This window comes from Pseudomonas ficuserectae, assembly GCF_024584585.1.
Classification (GTDB): domain Bacteria; phylum Pseudomonadota; class Gammaproteobacteria; order Pseudomonadales; family Pseudomonadaceae; genus Aquipseudomonas; species Aquipseudomonas amygdali.
The window spans coordinates 617,202-636,846 of record NZ_CP085684.1 but is presented as its reverse complement, the minus strand read 5'-3'; the positions used below and the strand labels follow the sequence as shown (position 1 = coordinate 636,846).

The window sequence follows — 19,645 nt, the reverse complement described above, 5'->3', positions numbered from 1 at the left end:
ACCTTTAATGAGGAATGACGACGAGAACAGATCATTCAGATAAATCTCGCAGCACGCCGAAAGACGCGCAAAAAAAGACGATGCATGCGACGCAGGACTCCAGCCAGCATTGGCAGGCTGATCAGCACCGTCTCAAGACGGGTGACCATGAATAACCTCCCGATTTGAGCCGAACGAGCTGCAGCTGTTGTGATTGAAGGCAGGTTATTGAACGAGGCATTGAGGGTTCGCGAATAGATACCCAGGTGCATGGCAGGCACCATGATCACGATGTTTCGGTTTCGAAGCCTTGGGCTCAAATAGTTGTAGCGAGCCATTTTCTGGATGAAGTCCATGCAGGTAGCCGAGTCATGCTGACCAAAATCAATCAGTACCCATACGCTCTCGACCTTATCCATATGACGCGCAACGCTGTTCGCCACGATGCCGCTCAGGCCATTTTCGTGAAGGAAATCTTCCAGACTGAACTGGACGTGGTCCGTCGGTATATCGCTGATGGGCAGTTCGGTCAGGTTGTAGCGGTCATCGATGACAAGCACCGGGATTGTCTTTCTATACGCGTGCTGGATGTGGGACAGCTGACAGATCAGCTCATGACTGGCCGGCCTGGGGCTCAAATGAGACACGACGAATATCTTCATTTTGAACCTCTGGCATAGGACTTGAAGGGAGTGGAGTTATAGATAGCCTTCACCGCAGCCCACACGCCTTCAAAATAGAAGATTTTCCCGTTGTTTCTGCAAGCACGAACCGCCGAAATCAAAATACCCGGGAGCGACAGGAGGATGTGATGAAAGTAATCATCCTGCTGACGAACAAACCATGTCTGCGTACTGCGTTGACGCAACATATTGCGCACTTCACAGCTCTGGGTGATCAGCGTCTGTTTGGCCAGCACAGGGTCTGCAAGGAAGCGATTGACCAGAAACTCTTGCCGCGTACTTGGGAGCTGGTCAAACAACACCAGCCTCTCAAAGTCGCTGATAAATTCTCTGACCGTTCCAATATCGTTTTTGAACGTGGACTGCTGAACGACATGATTGATCAGCTCGATCCAGGCTCGAACACTTATATGACAAACCCCGGTCGGTATACTCACTGTTGCCCGGCTGACGAGGTACTTACTTGCGAACTGGTGCAGCCTGGCGAGAGCCGTTTTGCTGGAGATGTTGATCAGAGGCTTCTTGTTCAGAACCGAGAAGTAACGCGGGCCTATGCGTCCGAGTTTGCCACTTGCTGATTGCACCAAAGTCTCTGATCCCAATAGCGCACGGGAGGTGATTGATTGCGTAATGCCGAATGGATTGACCCTGCAAGGTACGCCAGCTTTTGACAGGCGCATACCGTGTTCAATGTCTTCAAATTCAACCCAATACAAAGACTCGTCCAACGGGAAGGCATTCCACACTTCCTTCCGGCAGATGTAGAGACTGCCGGTCGCGTAGCAGGAGTCGCTGTTGTAACGCATGGCACTGGCATAACTGAAACCGGTCCGCTCGATCTCTGGAAAAATCGACGGGGCGATACTCGCTGCATCGCTGCAGTTTCGGCTCACCCCCTGAAGACCGTTGGCTATCGCGCCCAAAGCCATGCCGTAATCCGAATAGCGGCGAGGGTGCATACTGAGCCGATTGTCGAAAAACATGCTTTGCAGTGTCATCAACGGATAGCGCGGACCAAAGCGACGTACGATTTCTCCAAAATTCCTGGGCAGAAATACGCGGTCATGCAGGATCACGAGATTGCTGAATCCGGCCTCCAGAGCGAGACGATTTTTCTTCTTGCAGATCTGCACTGGCGGAGCAGTAATGTCCTGCCCCACGATGCGGACCTTGTCGAAATAGGCGAAGTTGCTTCCCGGTGTGCCACACAGAAGTATCTCCTTGCGCGGGACGTCAATTTCCAGAATACGCTTCACTACCGCATTCAGGACCGTGGCGTCTCCTGGCCCTACAGGAAGGCAAAAGCTCCAGCCATCAAGATCGTCATCGGATTCCGCCGCCAGCCTTGCTAGCTTTTTGTAGGTGACAGAGGTGGCCGAGCGTTCGATTACCTTGAGTGATCCGGCAAAATATTCACGGTCCAGATAGCACTCAAACTCAGTGTCTTCGATAACTGTAATCTTCTCGCCAACATTCAGAAAATGGGCACCGTCCCACAGCAGCAGTGGCGCCAGCGGTGAATCACTCTGGACACCATAAAAGCAGTAACTACCCGAGTCGTACATGGATAACGGACGCAGTGCGGCATGCAGGTTTTTGATTACCCGCTCCGGCTTGCGAAACGGATGGGCGCGGAACGAAACAAAACCCGAACATTCATGGGGCAGCAGCAGGCCAACCGGGAGCTTATGCAGGCTGTCCGCCGCCAGGTAACCAAGGCTTGGATGGTGCTGGAGATGGGTCGTTTTCATGGCTCAGACGACGTACTTGTCGGCAAGCGCGCCGGGCACCTTAACGACAACGGTGGTTGCATCAGTGAGCGCTTCGAACGCAGTGATGTCGCCCGGCTCCAGAACGATGATGTCGCCTGCATGCCAGACCTGATCGCGCATGTTGACGGATCCGGAAATGAGCACGGTTATCTCTGTGGCAACCTTATGATAATGGGCAGCTTCCTTTTCGCCTGCCTGGTAAATCTTGACCCCGACCTCACAGGACTCGGTATTGAAAGCAGCAGGCTCGAAGCCGCCCACAAACCAGCCTTTGACCATGTCTTGCAGTCTTGCCGTTTTCATCGCATTTCTCCTGCTTCGAAAGCGTGAAGCTGACTATTGGTTTTCAGTGGCCGGTACTGACTGGGTTCGATTCGGTAGGCACCGATCCTTTTCTGTAACAGCACCAGCTCATTGAGGGCGGGTGCTATGTAGAAGTTGTCATTGACCCTGGCATCCTTGCGAATCATCTCTTTCGCCGCCGCCACGAACAGCGAGCCGGATTTGAACCAGTACACACCTGCAATGGCGTGGGGACTGATCGGATTTTTTTCGGCAGCTTCAATGACCCGGCAGTTGCTATCCAGACGTGCGAATGAATAGCGAGGGTGCAGTGAATTGAAGATAACCACGCCGGCATCTTCATCGTTGTCCCGAAACGCACGCACGGCGTCACGCAGCTCTATATCCAGAAAATCACTGACACTGAGAATCAACAACTCATCATCGTTGTCGATTTGCCCGCTCACCAGAAGTGCCGTGCAGGCGGCACCCCGGGTGACTTTGTTAATGGGCAGAACACTGGCCGCAGGGTGCATTTGCTGGACCATGTTGCGAAGGTGCAGCCGAGTGACATCGTCATTCGAGAATGTGCAGATGATCCTGCGCGGCTCAAGCGCAGCACAGTTGTCGATCAGCATATGGATCAGTGGCTTGCCATTGCATTCGCACAGATATTCGGGGTACTCGCCGTCGTCGAGCGACGTCTCTCCCTTCTTTCCCGACAGAAGAATGATGTTCAATGCGCTCACAGGCTAGCCACCTTGTCGACGTTGATCTCATCGACCTTGCCGAGGATGTTATTGAGGTTTACATCGCAGGTTTCAGCCACGACCAGAACATGGGCACCGGAATCTCTGGCGGCTTTGATACCATTTTCGTTGTCTTCGACGATCAGACACTCTTCGGGCATCAGGCCCAGTTGCCTGATGGCTTTGGTATAGATATCGGGAGCTGGCTTGGCATGTTTGACATCCTCGTTGGAGAGCTGCAAATCGAGGTATCGCTCCAGGTCTGCCCTGTTCATCATGACCTCCACGGTGTTGCGAATGGAGTTGGATGCAACCGCCAGCTTGTAGCCCATTGTTTTCAACGATGACAACGCGTACTGATGCACAAACGTCGGTTTGCACTGGGCGTACACGATTTCCATGGTGTACAGCTGCTTCATTTCGTTGATGAATGCGTGCAACGCAACCGGCAGGTCGCGCTCTACGCTCAGCATGTCGAGTTTGCGCGAGGTGGGCAGACCGTCGTAGGCGGTGAGGTGTTCATGGCGACTGATGTTGTAACCGAACAGGCTGAGGGCTTTGTTCAGTGCATCGTAATGCCATTCCTTGGCTTCAATGAGGACGCCATCCATATCGAATATCACTGCCTTGATCATGATTGCCTCACTTGAAGAAAGTGGCTGCGTCTGCGGGAATATCAGTGCAAATCGTTAAACCGTCGTGCGCGTCGAGTTCAAGCAATTGCTGCCACAGGCCGCGATGGTCACGCCCGTGCAACTCGGGAGATACCACACACACCTGCTTGCCCTGAGATAGAAGATCGCCAATAACCAGACTGGAAAACCATTCCCCCTCAAAACCGTCAAGCCAGACACCTGCTGCCTTTTCGATCCAGGCTGGGGACGGTTCAACTTCGCTGAGCCGGGTGTAAGTAATAACGTTCGCGTGAAAGTAACTGCGCATGTCCGGTACCGCCATATCGAAGGCAAACCAATTGGTATGACCATATCGAGCGAAGGTTTTGGCGAGCGCCTGCGCCATTCCATCAGCTTTGATGTTGATGGCCAGTGGCAAGTTACGACCTGCCATGATGGCGAGCAGCTCCTCAAGCGTCAGTTCGCCACCAACGGGCATGTCGTGAGAAATAACCAATTGACCCGCTACATCACGGACATCGGTTTCTGTGCCGAAACCAAGGTCGAATGATCGGTGAAATGCTTCGGGCAAATTGCGCTCCGGCTTTTGCAGCCAATAGCCGCGATGGCTGATGATCTGCATGTCAGGCCTGCCTTCCCGAGGCTGCCTGCCTGCTTAGCGGCAACGACAGGAATTGGTTCAGGTCTGCCGGTATACCCAGACCGTACATGCCATGACCCTCTGCGCCAATACTGTAATGAATCACTTTGGCGCCGCGTCCGATGATCTCGTTGTACGCCGGGGCAACATAGAACTCGCCATTGACGCGAAGATCTTTCATGACCATTGTCTCGATGGCCGATATCAACTGACCTGCATTGCGAAAGTTGTAGATGCCGACAGTGGCTTCGTCAGAGATGACCTCTTTTTCCACCACGCGAGTGATCAGGCCTTCTGCACTGAATCCCACAAACGACCACTTCGGATCACTGGCTTTCATCGTCATGATCAAGCCCGCTGCGTCACTCTCGTTCATTGCCCGCAGATAAGCGTTTATGTCCACATCTACATACTGGTCACTGTTGGCAATCATTACTTGCTGGCTACAGTCGAGCAGGTGCCTCGCGGCATAAACGGAGCACGCAGCGCCGCCTGTCAGCCCACCGAGTTCGACGATGTCGCATCCAGGTGCCCAGGCATTCAGCTTTTCCCTCAGTGAATAGGTTGCGACCTGATCCGCCTGACAGATGAAGATGAATCGGTGCGGACAATCCGGCGTCAGGTTGTCAATCACGACCTTGATCATCGGTACGCCATGTACAGGGATCAACGGCTTGGGATCGGTGTAGCCCGCGACCGCAAAGCGACTCCCGGCACCCGCCATTGGAACGATAATTTGCAGCATGAAAATCCCTTTTGAATGGGTGATTTGAAGTTGACGAAGCGGCATTGACAGCAATGAATCAATAACAACCGTGTTCAATCATCCGGCCACGCTCAAGCGTCAAATAGCGCTGACAAAACTCTTTACCCTCTTCTACCGCGTGGGTAACAAGAATCAGGGCCATGCCGTCATCCTGCAAAGTGCGAATTCGCTCGTGGCATTTGCGCTTGAACTCTTCGTCCCCCACAGCGAGCACTTCGTCAGCCAGCAAAACCTGTGGCTCAACATGAACCGCCACCGAAAAACCCAGCCTCATATACATACCCGACGAATAGTTCTTGACCGGAGTATCAATGAAGTTTCCCAGCCCGGAAAAATCCACGATCTCGTTGAAACGCGAACGTACTTCCCTGTTACTTAACCCGAACAGGCTGGCGTTAAGATAGATATTCTCCTCCCCTGTCAGATCAGGGTGAAAGCCCACACCGATTTCTATTAAAGGGGCTACACGACCCACCGTAGTCAAGCGTCCGCTGGTGGGAACAAGGATGCGTGAAACCAGCTGTAAGAGCGTGCTTTTACCTGAACCGTTATGCCCCACAAGTGCAAGCGACTCCCCTTTATGCAAGGTGAACGACACGTCGCTGACTGCCATGAACGTTTCGGCATGCTCACGGTATCGAGCATCGAACAGGCCTAGAAACTTGCTTTTCAAACCGCCCCTGTTGTGGCGAAGAGTGAACTGCTTGGTAAGGTTTTCCGCCTTGATGACGACGCGGCTCATAAATACTCCACCACGTCGTCGACCTTTCTGAATATCAGCAGGCCGATGAGCAACGAGGCGGCCCCCATCAACACGCAAAGCAGCAGATCACGGGTGTCTGGAACCACACCAGCATGCAAAATGCTGCTGAAACTATCGAAATAAAGAGCTACCGGGTTGTAGGCCGCTATGCTGGCGACACCCTCGGGCAGCGCGGAGGTGACCCACACAATTGGCGTCAACCAGAACAGCAAGGGCAGAAACACATCGATGAAGTGTTTTGCATCCCTCACAGTTACCTGAATGACGCTAAGCGCCAGACCGAACCCCATAATCAGCGCCATGAACGCAATCAGTACAATGGGATAAAAAAACAGAGCGCGTGAAAACACGCCACCCAGCATGGGAAATAACGATGCATACACGATCATGCAGCCCGCCCAGAACACAGCAATCGACAATGCTCCGGAGAGGGGTAGCAATATACGCGGGAACCGTAACTTTCGAATGAGATTGCCGTTATTGATGAGCCATTCCCCGCTCTGTGAAACTATTTGCGCCAAAAGCATCCAGTGGACAACACCCGTTACCAGATGAAGTGCAAAACGGTCCTGACTGCTGGGCAGGATATAGGTAAAAACCGTGTAATACGTAAGTGTAACAACCAGCGGATTTCCCAATGACCAAACGAAGCCTAGCGTCGCACCCATGTAACGGATTTTAATTTCCTTGGACACGAGATTGATGATCAGGTCACGCCATTTTATAAAGCTTGTGCTGCGAGATGACGACATACGGTATCCAGCTATTGACAGGTAGATCAGAGAACGATTTTGACAATCAAGATCATAAATGGATAACCTTATGGCCTCCTGCTGCGGGCACATGTTCTCTTCTTTCATAGAGTTACAGCTATAGGACGACGCCTTAGTTACTGTAGGAATATTCCACAAACTACCGGCGGCAGCTAAATGGCCCTTTCGAGGCCTCGCCACGCTCGATCAGAATCGCAAGGCACTTCCATCCGCGCACGTTGATCTATAACGTCAATGGTCATTCGCAATACGACCGGTCCAGCGATCACCCTTGAACAAGCGAGGCTACTCATGACCCAAACCCCTTACACCCCGCCGAAGGTATGGCAGCAGGAAACAAAAGCAGGCGGTACGTTCGCCAGCATCAACCGGCCCGTAGCCGGTCCCACGCATGACAAGGTACTGCCCGTCGGCAAGCACCCACTGCAGCTTTATTCTCTGGCCACACCCAACGGGGTGAAGGTCACGATCATGCTCGAAGAACTGCTGGCGCTGGGGCATAGCGGCGCGGAATACGATGCCTGGCTGATCCGCATTTCCGAGGGCGATCAGTTCTCCAGCGGCTTTGTCGAGATCAATCCCAACTCCAAGATCCCTGCATTGCTGGACCGAAGCCATGAAACACCTGTTCGGGTATTCGAGTCCGGTTCGATTCTGCTGTACCTGGCTGAGAAGTTTTCCAGTTTCCTGCCCGCCGACCCGGCAGGCCGTACCGAAACGCTGAACTGGCTGTTCTGGCAGATGGGCGCGGCGCCCTACCTGGGTGGCGGGTTCGGGCACTTCTACGCCTACGCGCCGGAGAAACTCGAATACCCCATCAATCGCTTCGCGATGGAGGCCAAGCGCCAACTCGATGTGCTGAACCGCCGACTGGGCGAGCACCGCTACCTGGCTGGCGATACCTACACGATTGCCGATATCGCGGTCTGGCCATGGTATGGCGCGCTGGTAAGGAACAAGGTTTATTCGGCCGCCGAGTTCCTGTCGGTGCACGAATACCCGAACCTGATTCGCTGGACGGAAGAAATCGCCACGCGCCCTGCTGTCATCAAAGGCCAGAAGGTCAACCGCACTTGGGGCGAAGAGGCGGATCAGGTGCCGGAGCGGCATCAGGCATCCGACCTGGATAAATAAGACGCAAGTCAAGGCCTGCGCAAACAGAAACCTGATGCTACACACTCAAAAGAGATTCTGGGTCGGACAGTCGTGATCTGAACGTAAAGTAGCGTCCTTAGCCACTGCCCAAGGACGCGCCCTATGAGCCGGACAACTGCCCATCCAGATTTTCACTTGCAACTCGACACCGGTTTTCCATGCAGTGGAGTACTTGCAGCATGAGTACTCCCAATGCACTGCATACGCCTGTAAATGATCGCTTTGATGAAGTGCTCGCAATGATTCAGGGCGCTCGACAGCAAGCTGCACAGGCGGTCAACACTCGCCTGATCGAGCTTTACTGGCAGGTAGGCGCTTACATCAGCCGCAAGATTGAAAACGCCGAATGGGGTGACGCGGTGGTCAGCCAGCTTGCCGAGCATCTGGCTGTAACCCAGCCAGGGTTGCGCGGGTTTACGCGTCGAAACCTATTTCGTATGCGCCAGTTCTTCGAGGTTTACCGCGACGATGAGAAAGTGTCAGCAGTGCTGACACAATTGCCATGGACTCATCACCTGATCATCTTCAGCCAAAGCAAGCGCCCCGAAGAGCGTGAGTTTTATCTGCGCATGGCAATCAGGGAAAACTGGTCCAGCCGAGAGCTGGAGCGCCAGTTCAAGACCGCCTTGTTCGAGCGCAGTATCACCCAGCCAGCCAAGGCCTCGGCGATGCTCAAGGAAACCCGACCGGCAGCACTGGATGTGTTCCGTGATGCCTACATGGTGGAGTTTCTCGAGCTGCCATCGGGACACGCCGAAGCTGACCTGCACCGCGGTTTGCTGCAACGCCTGAGGGATTTTCTGATCGAGCTGGGCCGCGACTTCTGTTTTGTCGGCTCCGAGTACGCGTTGCAGGTCGGCGGCCAGGATTTTGCGCTGGATCTGCTGTTTTTCCATCGCGGCCTCAACTGCCTTGTTGCCATCGAACTCAAGGTCGGCCGCTTTGAACCCGAATACCTGGGCAAGCTGGACTTTTATCTTGAAGCGCTGGACCGGAATGTACGCAAACCCCATGAAAACCCGGCCATCGGCGTTTTACTCTGCGCCAGCAAAAACGATGAAGTGGTCGAGTACGCCCTGAACCGCTCGCTTTCACCCGCGCTGATTGCCGAGTACCAGACCCGCTTGCCGGACAGGCAGCTATTGCAGGCGAAGCTGCATGAGTTCTATACGAGTGCTGTGCTGAGCGATCAGTGATACCTGCCAGACGCACGATGCATTACGCTTGTGCATGCCTGAGCGGCAGTCTGCCTGCTTGCCCTTTCCCTGACTGGAGCCTCCAATGCCGCACGATAAGGACCCTCGCGCCCACACCGCCCTGTCGCAACGCGGCCGTAGCGCCAGCAGCGGGCTAGGGCTGGCGGTCAACCCGCCGGTCGTACGTCTGAGTACGGTGCTGTTCGACAGTCTGGAGAGTTTGCGCGAGGCGGAAATTCGCACCACGGGGCCTGAGCGCTCACTGACTTACGGTGCCAACGGCAACCCGACGGCGTTTGCCTTGCAGGATCTGATTTCCGGGCTTGAGGGCGCACACGGTACTTGCCTGTACCCGACCGGGCTGGCGGCAGTGGCGCAGATGTTTCAATCGTTTCTGCGCCCAGGCGACCATGTGCTGATTACTGAATCGGTGTATGGCCCCGTTCGGCGCCTGGCGAAAACGATGCTGACCGCCTTCGACATCCAGTTCGATTTCTACGCGGCCGACGGTAGTAATGTGGAATCGCTGATCAAGACCAACACACGGATGATCTACGCTGAAGTGCCCGGCTCGCTGACGTTCGACATGTGCGACCTGCCTGCACTGTCACAGGTGTGCAAGGCCAGGGATCTACTGCTGGCTGTGGATAACTCGTGGGGCTCGGGAATTCTGTTCAAGCCGCTGGAACTGGGCGCGGACATTTCCCTGATGGCCCTGACCAAGTACGTGGCCGGGCATTCCGACGTCATGATGGGCAGCGTCAGCACCACCGAAGCGCACTGGAAAACCCTCAAGACCATGAACACCGCCGTGGGCAATACCGTCAGCCCCGACGATGCGTATCTGGTGCTGCGCGGTGCCCGCAGTCTGGCGGCACGCATGGCCATGCATGAACGCCACGCGATGCAAATTGCACAATGGCTGCAGGACCAGCCTCAGGTTGCCCGCGTGCTGTATCCCGCATTGCCGGACGATCCGGGCCACACCATCTGGAAGCGCGATTTCCATGGCTGCAACGGCTTGCTCAGTTTCGAATTCCATGCCGTTGACCGGCAGGTGCTGGACCGATTTACCGGCGCGTTGAAACTGTTCGGGATTGGTTACTCCTGGGGCGGTTTTGAAAGCCTGATCACTGAAGTCGAGCAATATGGTCCTGACCGCGGCACCGGCCCGATGCTGCGGCTGCAGGTTGGCCTGGAAAGCCCGGAAGACCTGATTGCAGACCTGCAGAACGGGTTCGCTGCGGGTTAATCCTGATAGTTGCTGCCCTGGCATTGCTCCGTCGCCGTTATTTGCCCAGAAGCCCTCGCTCTGCTAGTGTCGCGCGGTTTAACCTCTACCGGAAATGCCCCCATGGCCCGCAAGAAAGCTGCACTGGATTTCGAACAGTCACTCGCTGACCTGCAAGCGCTGGTAGAGCGGCTGGAGAATGGCGAGTTGTCTCTGGAAGACTCCCTGACCGCCTTCGAGCAAGGTGTACGCCTGACCCGCGACTGCCAAAGCGCCCTTACCCAGGCCGAACAGAAGGTCCAGGTGCTGCTGGAGCGCGATGGCGAACTGAGCGAAGAGCCGTTCGACGATGCGGAACTTCCCGAATGATCGCGAGCTATCAAGCGCAAAGCCAGACTCGCGTCAACGCAGCACTCGAAAAACTGTTTCAGGCACCGAGCCCTGAGCTGAACCGGCTTTACGAAGCCATGCGCTACAGCGTGATGAACGGCGGCAAGCGCGTGCGCCCGCTGCTGGCCTACGCGGCCTGCGAAGCGCTGGGCGGCGTAGCCGAGGATGCCAACGGTGCCGCCTGTGCGGTTGAACTGATTCACGCTTACTCGCTGGTGCACGACGATTTACCGGCGATGGACGATGACGACCTGCGTCGCGGCCAGCCGACCACGCACAAGGCTTTCGATGAGGCCTGCGCGATCCTCGCAGGTGACGGCCTGCAAAGCCTGGCGTTCACTGCACTGCTCGCGCCGCACCTGACCTCACGCGATGCTGAAACGCGTCTGCAGATGGTCAATACCCTCGCAGCCGCTGCCGGCCCGGCAGGTATGGTGGGCGGGCAGGCGATCGATCTGGGCTCTGTGGGGCTGAAGCTTGATCAGGCGGCGCTGGAATACATGCATCGGCACAAGACCGGTGCGTTGATCGAAGCCAGCGTCCGGCTTGGCGCACTGGCCAGTGGTCAAGCCGATCAGCCCCGTCTTGACGCCTTGCAGATTTATGCGCGCGCGGTCGGTCTGGCCTTTCAGGTTCAGGACGACATTCTCGATGTCGAAAGCGATACTGCGACCCTCGGCAAGCGTCAGGGTGCCGATATCGCCCGCGACAAGCCGACCTACCCTGCGTTGCTGGGCCTGGAAGCGGCCAAGCGCTATGCACTGGAACTGCGTGATCAGGCGCTAACCGCGCTGAGCACGTTCGATGCCGCCGCAGAACCGTTGCGCGAGCTGGCACGCTATATCGTCGAACGTCGCCACTGATCACCGTCACCGAAGCCGGAAATCTGCTGAATCAACCACGGTTCGTCAGGTCTCAGTCATTAAGCGTGTCAGTCGGCGGACTATCCGCCGACTCACTTCATGGGCAGCTTGCGATGCATAAGGTAAACTGCCGCCTCTTTTACTTATAACGATTCGCCTGATGCCCACGACGTTCAAAGAGATCCCCCGCGAGCGCCCGGTCACGCCGCTGCTCGACCGAGCCGATACCCCGCACGGCCTGCGCCGTCTGGGCGAAGCCGAGCTGGAAACCCTGGCCGATGAGCTGCGCCTGGAATTGCTGTATTCCGTTGGCCAGACCGGAGGGCATTTTGGTGCCGGTCTTGGGGTCATCGAGCTGACCATCGCGCTGCATTACGTTTTCGACACCCCGGACGATCGCCTTGTGTGGGACGTGGGTCATCAAGCCTATCCGCACAAGATCCTCACCGGCCGTCGCGCGCGCATGTCCACCCTGCGCCAGAAGGATGGGGTGGCGGCCTTTCCGCGTCGTAGCGAGAGCGAGTACGACACCTTCGGCGTCGGGCATTCCAGCACCTCGATCAGCGCCGCACTCGGCATGGCGATTGCCTCGCGCCTGCAAGGCAGCGAGCGTAAATCCATTGCCGTGATCGGCGACGGTGCGCTGACTGCCGGCATGGCCTTCGAAGCGTTGAACCACGCGCCGGAAGTGGCAGCCAACATGCTGGTAATTCTCAACGACAACGACATGTCGATCTCGCGCAATGTCGGCGGTCTGTCGAATTACCTGGCCAAGATTCTTTCCAGCCGCACGTACAGCAGCATGCGCGAAGGCAGCAAAAAGGTGCTTTCGCGCCTGCCCGGCGCTTGGGAAATCGCACGTCGCACCGAAGAATATGCCAAAGGCATGCTGGTCCCGGGCACGCTTTTCGAAGAGCTGGGCTGGAACTACATCGGCCCTATCGATGGCCACGACCTGCCGACTCTGATCGCCACTCTGCGCAACATGCGTGATCTGAAAGGCCCGCAGTTTCTGCACGTGGTCACCAAGAAGGGCAAAGGTTTTGCGCCAGCCGAAGTCGACCCGATCGGTTATCACGCCATTACCAAGCTTGAGCCGCTGAATGCGCCTGTCGCCCCGAAAAAAATCAGCGCGCCGAAGTATTCCGCAGTGTTTGGCCAGTGGATCTGTGACATGGCCGAGGCTGACTCACGGCTGGTGGGCATCACGCCAGCCATGAAGGAAGGCTCGGACCTGGTGGCATTCAGCGAACGCTTTCCAGAACGCTACTTCGATGTTGCCATCGCCGAACAACACGCTGTAACACTGGCTGCCGGTATGGCCTGCGAAGGCAGCAAGCCGGTCGTGGCTATCTACTCGACCTTCCTGCAACGCGGCTACGATCAACTGGTGCATGACGTCGCGGTGCAGAACCTCGACGTACTGTTTGCCATCGACCGCGCCGGGCTTGTGGGCGAAGACGGCCCGACCCACGCAGGCAGCTTCGACCTGTCCTACCTGCGCTGCATCCCCGGCATGGTGGTCATGACGCCGAGTGACGAAAACGAACTGCGCAAGCTGCTCAACACCGGTTACCTGCACACAGGCCCCGCGGCAGTGCGTTACCCACGCGGTACCGGTCCGAACGCGTTGATCGAGACAGGCCTTGACCCGGTCGAAATCGGCAAGGGCGTTGTGCGTCGTCAGGGCCAGGGCGTTGCGATTCTGGTGTTTGGCGTGCAACTGGCCGATGCGCTGGTGGTGGCCGAGAAGCTCGACGCGACGGTGATCGATATGCGCTTCGTCAAGCCACTGGACGAAGCCTTGGTGAGCGAAGCTGCCGCCAACCACGAGTTACTGGTCACACTGGAAGAAAACGCAGTGATGGGCGGTGCCGGTGCTGCGGTCAGTGAGTTTCTGGCACGCGCCAATATCCTCAAGTCGGTACTCCACCTGGGCCTGCCGGACACCTACGTCGAGCATGCCAAGCCTGCGCAGATGCTGGCTGAGTGCGGGCTGGACGCCCAAGGGATCGAAGCGGCGATCAATGAGCGGTTGGCGTTGATTGGCTGAGTGGCAGAGGTTCCTCACGCGCCGAGCGTGAGGAATCATCACCACGACCCCGCATGCAGCAATCCTGATAACATGCTGCGCACTTCGACACTGCCGCGATGCCAGCCGATGCCTCATGTGACCCGCTCCGCCCCCACGCCTGAATTGACCTCGGTGTTCGCTGCCTTGCAGCAGCATTTTCTGCAGGTCGTCGTTCCGCTCTGGCAGGGCCCTGGCTGGAACGCACAATTGGCATTGCCTTACGAAGCGCTCGACGCCAACGATCAGCCTCTACCGCCGCAACGCTATCGAGCCATGGCCTGCGCACGTCAGCTGTTTCTGTTTTCCAGCCTTATCGATAACGTCGAAGTGCCGAACGCTCGGGCGCGGGCCGGTGAGCTGTTTCGCTCCCTGCAACAGCACTTCCACGATGCCGAGCATGGCGGCTGGTTCTATAGCATCGATCCACAGGGCAAACCTCTGGATCGCCGCAAGGACCTCTACACTCACGCCTTCATTATTTTCGCCTGCGCACATTACTGGGCGAAGGTGCAGGACCCGCCGGCAGAGTCAGTGCTCAATGCGGCGCTCAGCGTTGTAGCGGAGCGCTTTGCCGACGATGACGGGCTGTACGAAGCGCAACTCGATGAAGACTGGTCGACGCTGGGCAGCGGCCCGCTCCAGAACCCCCTGATGCATCTGGCAGAGGCCTTTCTGGCAACGCTGTCGGTGCGCGCCGACCCTGCAACCCAGTCAGCGCTGGACGCTCTGGTTATCCACATGCAGCGTCGCTTTGTCGACACCGCCACCGGCGTGATGCTGGAGAAACCCTTGGGCGCTGTGGATAACTGGTACGAGCCAGGTCATCAGTTCGAATGGTTCTTCCTGCTGCAATCGTCGCCAGAGCTGCATGGACGTGAGCTGCACGAATCCATGACCCGCGCGTTTGCCTACGCTCAGGCACAGGGTGTCGAGCCACAGAGCGGCGCGGTGACTGCAATGCTGACACTTGATGGCACGGTACGCGACGCCACCCAGCGTATCTGGGCTCAGGCGGAATACCTGCGAGCCATGGCCATGCGGCCAGAGTGCGAGGCGAACCTGGCTGCGCAAATGTCAGCCTTTGCGCAGCGCTTCCTGCATGCCAAAGGCTGGAACGAGTGCGTAGAGCCCGATGGCGCGGTCAGCCGCAGTGACATGCCGTCGACCACGCCTTACCACTTGGCAACCTGTTACATCGGGCTGGCCGACTTTGTCGAGAACCGCTTCGTGAACGCTTTCCCGCCGCCCACGCCTGTAGAAGACTGATCGATCGAACCGCACCACCTGTGCGGCCCGATCAGCAAGCAATCAACCGCGGTTACGATCAATCGCAAAACCGGCCCAGGTCTGGCTGACAGGCATCAGTTCCAGGCTGTTGATATTGACGTGCGCTGGCGTGTTCATGATCCAGAAGATAGTGTCGGCGATGTCCTGCGGCTGAATTGGCTCGGCGCCCGCGTAAGTGGCGTCGTACTTGGCCTGATCACCGCCGAAACGTACCAGCGAAAACTCACTCTCGCACAGCCCGGGTTCCAGGTTGGTGACGCGTACGCCAGTGCCGATCAGATCGTTGCGCAGATTCAGCGAGAACTGCCCGACAAACGCCTTGGTGCCACCGTAGACGTTACCACCCGGATAAGGATAGTTGCCGGCTACCGAGCCCAGGTTGACGATACTTGCCCCGCGACCATGCGCAATCAGACGTGGAAGCAACAGGCGTGTGGTGTAGACCAGACCTTTGACGTTGGTGTCGATCATGGTGTCCCAGTCATCCAGATCGCACTTGGGCGCAGGGTCGATCCCCAGCGCCAGACCGGCGTTGTTGATCAGCCCGCGAATGCTGCCGAACTCTTCAGACAAATCTGCGATAGCACTCTCCATTGCCTTGCGGTCACGCACATCCAGTACCAGCGTATGCACCTTGGTCTGCTTCGACAGCTCGGCGCTCAACGCGGCAAGACGGTCCTCGCGACGGCCGGTCAATACCAGCGACCAGCCTGCTTCGGCAAAACGGCGGGCACAGGCCTCACCGAAACCGGAAGTAGCGCCCGTGATGAATACAGTGGAAGTCATTTCGTTCTCCTGACCTGGCGCGAAAAAACAGCGCACCTGTTAATAAGTTCTGATGAGGGCAGCAGAATGCCCGTCAGCGGCACGTCGATGCAACAACCCAGTGTATTTGTACAAAAAACAACCAACTCAAGCCGAGCCATACGCCACGGGCCTTGCAGGCAGTTTTGCCCACCTTATCCACAGTCAGACACACAATCTCTGGGGGCAAGTCGGTAACGCTGAAAGTCCCGTAGTTCGGGGCTTCCAGCAGGTATGGAGAAGTTTTGACCTTGACTTTGCCCGATACTGCCAGGACGCCACGAGGCGTCAGAAAACCGTAATGGCCTGTAGCCCAGACGCAGTAACGGCTGGATCACTATTTCCAAGGCTTGTTAACAGACTTATCCACAGGCTGTGTAACTGGAAAAGCTGTATGAACGACCAGCTTCAATACTGTTGACAAACACCCCTGAAAACCGGTCGAAAACCCTTGATCAAAATTTAATCAATCGCCTGCAAGCCTTATGCATAAAGGGCTTCAGGCACATACTCCCAAGTTATTAACAGCCGGTTCCACAGTAAACCTGAACAAGTCAAAACGGTGACAAAACAACCATTTGCAGCGGTTTTATGTCGCACTTGGCAGACCCGTCAAAATTGTTTTCCACAATCGCAAAAAGTGACGCCCCGAATGTTTGCACATTCGGGGCGCGCGTCGAAAACGGCAGGGTTTTGACGAACTCAGTGTCCGCCCAGATAAGCGTTCCTGACCTCTTCATTTACAAGCAATTCCTTGCCTGTGCCGGACAGCCGGATCTCGCCATTAACCATCACGTAGGCGCGATCAGACAGCTTCAGCGCATGGTTGGCGTTCTGCTCGACCAGAAAGATCGTCATGCCAGTCGCTGCCAGTTCCCGCAGGGTCGAGAAGATCTGTTTGACGATGATCGGCGCCAGCCCAAGGCTCGGCTCATCAAGCAACAACAGCCTGGGACGACTCATCAGCGCACGGGCGATGGCGAGCATTTGCTGCTCGCCTCCGGACATGGTCATGGCGCGCTGGTTGCGGCGTTCCTTGAGCCTGGGGAACAGTTCGAACATGCGCTGCATGTCTTCGGCCGAATGCTTGTCGCCAATCGGTATGGTGCCCATCATCAGGTTCTCCTCGACCGACATGTCGGGAAACACCCGCCGCCCTTCCGGCGACTGCGCAATGCCGTTGGAGGCGATGTAATGCGAGGACTTCTGGGTGATGTCGGTGCCCTGATAGATGATCTGCCCGCTGGCGGCGCGCGGCTGGCCGAAGATCGACATCAACAGCGTCGACTTGCCTGCACCGTTGGAGCCGATCAGGCTGACTGTTTCGCCCTCGTTTATGTGCAGCGAGACCTTCTTCAAAGCCTGAATCGGCCCGTAAAACACATCGATCTCTTTCAGTTCGAGGATCGGCTTGCTCATACCAGCTCCTCTTCATCAGCGCCCAGGTACGCAGCAATCACTTTCGGATCGTTGCGGATCTGTTCCGGCCCGCCCGCGGCAATCACGTTGCCATGGTCGAGCACCACAATATCGTCGGAAATTCCCATCACCATGCCCATGTCGTGCTCGATCAGCACAATGGTCATGTCGTGTTCATCGCGCAGCAGGCGGATCATGCCGCTGAGCGCCTCGGTTTCCTGCGGGTTGAGACCGGCAGCCGGTTCATCCAGGCAGATCACCTGCGGACGCGTGCACATGGCCCGGGCGATTTCCAGACGACGTTGCTGCCCGTAGGACAGCTCTCCGGCCAGACGATTGGCGCAGTCCACCAGGTCCACGACTTCCAGCCAGTAGAACGCCGTATTGAGCGCATCCTCTTCAGCCTTGCGATAGCCTTTGGTGTTGAGGATCCCGCTGATCAGGCTGCGGTTGACCCACATGTGCTGGGCAACCAGCAGGTTTTCAACGACCGACATTTCCTTGAACAGACGAATGTTCTGAAACGTACGCGCCAGCCCTGCCCTGTTGACCAGATGGGTACCACCAAACATTTTGTAGTACACCCGGCTGAAGAAGCTTCTAGGCGAAACAAAGTCGGTCGCCTTGAACGGCTCGCCCAGCAGCCTGATCACATTGGTGGTCTTGTCGCGGGTGTGCAGCTCGATGCGTCCGCCTGTGGCCTTGTAGAAGCCGATCAGGCAGTTGAACACGGTGGTCTTGCCTGCGCCGTTGGGGCCGATCAGAGCGAAGATAGAGTTGCGGCGAACTTTGAGGCTGACATCGCTGAGAGCCTTGATGCCGCCGAAGTGCATCATCAGGTGCTCGACGGAAAGAATCACTTCATTGCTCATCGCGCACCTCCTTCTGTCACCAGCGCACCCTTGCGCGGTTTGACGCCGGTACGGCTGATGCGGATCAGCCCGCGTGGGCGCCAGATCATCATCAACACCATCAGGATGCCGAACAGCAGCACGCGGTACTCGGAGAAGCTGCGCAACAGTTCAGGCGCAACGGTCAGCACGAACGCAGCGATAACCACCCCTACGGTCGACCCCATACCGCCCAGCACCACAATCGCCAGAATCAGTGCAGACTCGAAGAAGGTGAACGACGTCGGGTTGACGAAGCCCTGATAGCTGGCGAAAAAAACTCCAGCCAGCCCGGCCGTCGAAGCACCAATGGTGAACGCCGAGAGCTTGACCAGAACATGATTGAGGCCCATCGAACGGCAGGCGATCTCGTCCTCGCGCAGGGCTTCCCAGGCGCGGCCGATCGGCATGCGAGTCAGACGATGCTTGATGAACAACACGGCCAGCACGACGAGAAACAGCACGGTGTAGATGAACAGGAATTTCAGGTCCGGGTTGTAATCGAAGCCGAAATATTCATGAATCGGAATGCCACCATCCTTGGCACGACGGCCGAACTCCAGGCCGAAAAAGGTCGGTGACGGCACCGGCACACCGTTCGGGCCGCCCGTGAACGACAGCCAGTTATTCAGCACCAGACGGATGATTTCCCCGAACCCCAGCGTCACGATGGCCAGATAATCGCCATGCATGCGTAACACGGGAAAGCCCAGAATACATCCGGCCAGTGCCGCCGCAATTGCCGCCAGCGGCAGCGCCGACCAGAAGCCCAGGCCAAGGTACTGATAGCCAAGCGCCAGGCCATAGGCTCCGATGGCATAGAACGCCACGTAGCCCAGATCGAGCAGGCCGGCCAGGCCGACCACGATATTCAGGCCAAGCCCCAGCAATACGTAGATCAGCCCGAGGATAACCACGGTCAGAATGTACTTGTTGGCGAAGATCGGAAACACGATGGCAATCACGATCAGTAGCGGAATGATCCAGTACAGGCGGGATTTGTGATCAGGCTTGAGCACATGCACGCCGGAGTCGGAGCTTTCGAAGCTCTGGGAAACACGTATGCCTTTGGGTGTTTGCAGAAACAGGCTGATCAGAAAACGACCGACCATGACCACGGCCACCAGCCAGGCCACACGGGTGGGTTGCAGGTTGAAACTGTAGCCATCGAGCACTATCCCGACGATGGGACCGAACACGATCAGCGCCAGCAGCCCCGCAACCACGGCATCTATCAGGCTTTTCTTGATTTCAACAGGTTTGACGACAGGAGCAGCAACAGGAGCGGACATAC

General features: G+C 56.8%; 20 protein-coding genes. 7 read left to right on the top strand and 13 right to left on the bottom strand.

Annotated elements, in window-relative coordinates; translation table 11 throughout:
• Nucleotides 1–35: 35 nt before the first annotated feature.
• The 9 genes from LJU29_RS02775 to LJU29_RS02735 are packed head-to-tail and all read right to left on the bottom strand — an operon-like array spanning nt 36 to nt 7,021.
• A complete protein-coding gene (locus tag LJU29_RS02775) occupies nt 36–641 on the bottom strand; it encodes a hypothetical protein (protein ID WP_257111615.1) in 606 nt (201 codons plus the stop codon).
• On the bottom strand, nt 638–2,413 hold the full coding sequence (locus tag LJU29_RS02770; protein ID WP_122321370.1) for a hypothetical protein: 1,776 nt from the start codon (nt 2,411–2,413) through the stop codon (nt 638–640). Before LJU29_RS02770 ends, LJU29_RS02775 begins: the two co-directional genes overlap by 4 nt.
• Before the next feature lie 3 nt (nt 2,414–2,416).
• Nucleotides 2,417–2,737 (bottom strand): hypothetical protein, encoded by a 321-nt coding sequence (locus LJU29_RS02765; protein ID WP_002551862.1) that lies wholly within the window; start codon nt 2,735–2,737, stop codon nt 2,417–2,419.
• Nucleotides 2,734–3,465, bottom strand: a complete 732-nt coding sequence (locus LJU29_RS02760) for a glycosyltransferase family 2 protein (protein WP_257111614.1) — start codon at nt 3,463–3,465, stop codon at nt 2,734–2,736. Before LJU29_RS02760 ends, LJU29_RS02765 begins: the two co-directional genes overlap by 4 nt.
• On the bottom strand, nt 3,462–4,100 hold the full coding sequence (locus LJU29_RS02755) for an HAD family hydrolase (protein WP_257111613.1): 639 nt from the start codon (nt 4,098–4,100) through the stop codon (nt 3,462–3,464). The genes LJU29_RS02760 and LJU29_RS02755 overlap by 4 nt, the downstream gene beginning before the upstream one ends.
• A gap of 7 nt (nt 4,101–4,107) precedes the next feature.
• Nucleotides 4,108–4,722: a PI-PLC domain-containing protein gene (locus tag LJU29_RS02750; protein WP_005747676.1), complete on the bottom strand. Its 615-nt coding sequence runs from the start codon at nt 4,720–4,722 to the stop codon at nt 4,108–4,110.
• Nucleotide 4,723: 1 nt separating this feature from the next.
• Complete coding sequence (locus LJU29_RS02745) at nt 4,724–5,485, bottom strand: glycosyltransferase family 2 protein (protein ID WP_054077175.1); 762 nt, start codon at nt 5,483–5,485, stop codon at nt 4,724–4,726.
• 58 nt (nt 5,486–5,543) lie between these two features.
• Nucleotides 5,544–6,248, bottom strand: coding sequence for an ABC transporter ATP-binding protein (locus tag LJU29_RS02740; RefSeq protein ID WP_005742963.1), 705 nt, complete (start codon nt 6,246–6,248; stop codon nt 5,544–5,546).
• Nucleotides 6,245–7,021 carry an ABC transporter permease gene (locus tag LJU29_RS02735; RefSeq protein ID WP_005742965.1) on the bottom strand — a complete coding sequence of 259 codons (777 nt, stop codon included), beginning with the start codon at nt 7,019–7,021 and terminating at the stop codon, nt 6,245–6,247. Before LJU29_RS02735 ends, LJU29_RS02740 begins: the two co-directional genes overlap by 4 nt.
• A 312-nt stretch (nt 7,022–7,333) precedes the next feature.
• On the opposite strand from LJU29_RS02735, the gene yghU reads away from it, so the two are divergent.
• The 7 genes from yghU (at nt 7,334) to LJU29_RS02700 (ending at nt 15,217) form a co-directional block, all read left to right on the top strand.
• Complete coding sequence (gene yghU, locus LJU29_RS02730; RefSeq protein ID WP_005752809.1) at nt 7,334–8,176, top strand: glutathione-dependent disulfide-bond oxidoreductase; 843 nt, start codon at nt 7,334–7,336, stop codon at nt 8,174–8,176.
• Between the two features lie 200 nt (nt 8,177–8,376).
• Nucleotides 8,377–9,393 (top strand): PDDEXK nuclease domain-containing protein, encoded by a 1,017-nt coding sequence (locus LJU29_RS02725; RefSeq protein ID WP_057423019.1) that lies wholly within the window; start codon nt 8,377–8,379, stop codon nt 9,391–9,393.
• An 85-nt stretch (nt 9,394–9,478) separates the two neighbouring features.
• Nucleotides 9,479–10,645, top strand: a complete 1,167-nt coding sequence (gene metC / locus LJU29_RS02720; protein ID WP_257111612.1) for a cystathionine beta-lyase — start codon at nt 9,479–9,481, stop codon at nt 10,643–10,645.
• 102 nt (nt 10,646–10,747) lie between these two features.
• Nucleotides 10,748–10,993 (top strand): exodeoxyribonuclease VII small subunit, encoded by a 246-nt coding sequence (locus tag LJU29_RS02715; protein ID WP_002551852.1) that lies wholly within the window; start codon nt 10,748–10,750, stop codon nt 10,991–10,993.
• Complete coding sequence (locus LJU29_RS02710) at nt 10,990–11,877, top strand: polyprenyl synthetase family protein (RefSeq protein ID WP_002551851.1); 888 nt, start codon at nt 10,990–10,992, stop codon at nt 11,875–11,877. The genes LJU29_RS02715 and LJU29_RS02710 overlap by 4 nt, the downstream gene beginning before the upstream one ends.
• Before the next feature lie 160 nt (nt 11,878–12,037).
• Entirely contained in the window at nt 12,038–13,930 is a 1,893-nt protein-coding gene (gene dxs, locus LJU29_RS02705; protein ID WP_004666391.1) for a 1-deoxy-D-xylulose-5-phosphate synthase, read from the top strand.
• 72 nt (nt 13,931–14,002) lie between these two features.
• Nucleotides 14,003–15,217, top strand: a complete 1,215-nt coding sequence (locus LJU29_RS02700; RefSeq protein WP_257111611.1) for an AGE family epimerase/isomerase — start codon at nt 14,003–14,005, stop codon at nt 15,215–15,217.
• A gap of 42 nt (nt 15,218–15,259) precedes the next feature.
• Here the strand turns inward: LJU29_RS02700 and LJU29_RS02695 are convergent, their stop codons facing one another.
• From LJU29_RS02695 to livM, 4 genes are all read right to left on the bottom strand, one after another.
• Nucleotides 15,260–16,024, bottom strand: a complete 765-nt coding sequence (locus LJU29_RS02695) for an SDR family oxidoreductase (RefSeq protein WP_057423018.1) — start codon at nt 16,022–16,024, stop codon at nt 15,260–15,262.
• Nucleotides 16,025–16,744: 720 nt separating this feature from the next.
• The gene (locus LJU29_RS02690) at nt 16,745–17,461 is read right to left on the bottom strand and encodes an ABC transporter ATP-binding protein (RefSeq protein ID WP_003376368.1); all 717 of its coding nucleotides are present in this window, start codon (nt 17,459–17,461) and stop codon (nt 16,745–16,747) included.
• Nucleotides 17,458–18,333, bottom strand: a complete 876-nt coding sequence (locus tag LJU29_RS02685; RefSeq protein ID WP_005752799.1) for an ABC transporter ATP-binding protein — start codon at nt 18,331–18,333, stop codon at nt 17,458–17,460. Before LJU29_RS02685 ends, LJU29_RS02690 begins: the two co-directional genes overlap by 4 nt.
• On the bottom strand, nt 18,330–19,643 hold the full coding sequence (gene livM / locus LJU29_RS02680) for a high-affinity branched-chain amino acid ABC transporter permease LivM (RefSeq protein ID WP_002551845.1): 1,314 nt from the start codon (nt 19,641–19,643) through the stop codon (nt 18,330–18,332). The genes LJU29_RS02685 and livM overlap by 4 nt, the downstream gene beginning before the upstream one ends.
• Nucleotides 19,644–19,645: the final 2 nt, after the last annotated feature.